The sequence below is a fragment of the Paenisporosarcina sp. P4_E4_2 genome, assembly GCF_056401595.1.
Genome location: NZ_JBFUJC010000494.1, coordinates 1 through 1,581 on the forward strand (window position 1 = coordinate 1; position 1,581 = coordinate 1,581).

At 42.6% G+C, this 1,581-nt stretch carries 2 protein-coding genes; both read left to right on the forward strand.

Annotated elements, in window-relative coordinates; translation table 11 throughout:
* Positions 1 to 998: substrate-binding domain-containing protein (locus AC1DSB_RS19035; protein ID WP_477587391.1), on the forward strand; the 998-nt coding region annotated here is incomplete at its 5' end.
* A 95-nt stretch (positions 999 to 1,093) separates the two neighbouring features.
* A partial coding sequence (locus AC1DSB_RS19040; RefSeq protein ID WP_477587392.1) for an ATP-binding cassette domain-containing protein occupies positions 1,094 to 1,581 on the forward strand: 488 nt, incomplete at its 3' end.

Sequence of the window (1,581 nt, forward strand, 5' to 3'; positions counted from 1 at the left end):
CGATGGAAGTAGCGGGCAAGAAAATTGAAATTATTTATGAAGATACGGAAACAAAACCAGAAGTAGCGGTTCAAAAAGCTACGAAATTACTGGAAGAAGATGAAGTGGACTTCATCGTTGGTTCATCAAGTTCAGGTGATACATTGGCGGTACTGCCTCTTGCTGAAGAATACGAAAAAATCATGATTGTAGAACCAGCTGTAGCGGATAGTATTACGGGTGCAGAATTCAATCCGTACATCTTCCGTACGGGCCGCAACTCATCTCAAGATGCTGTGGCAGGTGCTGCGGCAATCGCGAAACCAGGCGTAAAAATTGCTACATTCGCTCCTGACTATTCCTTTGGTCTGGACGGCGTTGCAGCATTTAAAAAAGCTGCAGAAGAATTAGGTGCTGAAATTGTGTTAGAAGAGTATGCAGATCCTGCAGCTACTGATTTCACTTCCAATCTCCAAAAAGTGATTGAAGCAAAACCAGATTACTTGTTTGTAGTTTGGGCAGGAGCAAACTCACCTTGGAATCAAATTGCCGATTTAAAACTTCAGGAAAAAGGCATCAAAATTTCAACGGGTGCACCTGATATCCCAGCGTTGTCCATTATGGAGCCATTGGTAGGCATGGAAGGGTTCTCTGTTTACTATCACACATTACCAAAAAATGATGTGAATGATTGGTTAGTAGAGAAACATAAAGAACGCTTTAACGGGGAAGTTCCTGACCTATTCACCCCAGGTGGTATGTCAGCGGCGATTGCAATAGTCGAAGCGTTGAAAAAATCAGAAGGCAATGTGGATAGTAAAGAGCTAATCGACCTTATGGAAGGTATGTCGTTCGAAACGCCTAAAGGCAAGATGACGTTCCGTGATGAAGATCACCAGGCGTTACAAGCATTGTACTCTATCAAACTTGAAAAACAAGATGGCGTACCGTATCCAGTGCCGGTGTTAATTCGTGAATTGTCACCAGAGGAAACGGAACCACCAATTCAAAACAAATAACACGTGGAGACGGCCTGTTTTAACAGGTCTGTCTCTCTCCACGTTCAGGATTCATTCCTGCATGTGGAGAGAGACAGAAGAAAGGATGAACATCGATGACAACGATTTTAAGAACCGAAAACTTGACCATCCGTTTTGGTGGACATACAGCCGTGGATCACGTCAATTTTGAAATGCCTGAAAAACATTTCAAATCCATCATCGGACCGAATGGAGCGGGAAAAACCACTTTTTTCAATTTGATTAGTGGTGAATTAAAGCCAACCGAAGGGAAAGTATATTTCAAAAATGAAGACATGTCCCGATTTTCTTCTGTTGACCGCACACGAAAAGGGTTAGGTCGATCTTTTCAAATCACGAATGTATTTCCCAACCTGACTGTTCTCGAAAACGTACGCCTGGCGGTGCAATCAAAAGAAAAAATTCGCTATCAAATGTTACGCCATATCAAGGCGTACCCTTCTCTTATTGAAAAAGCAGAACAATTGCTCGAAGTCGTCTTGCTGTTGAACAAGAAACAAGCGATAGCCAGTCAATTGTCCCATGGTGAAAAACGCAAACTAGAAATTGCAATGCTGCTAGC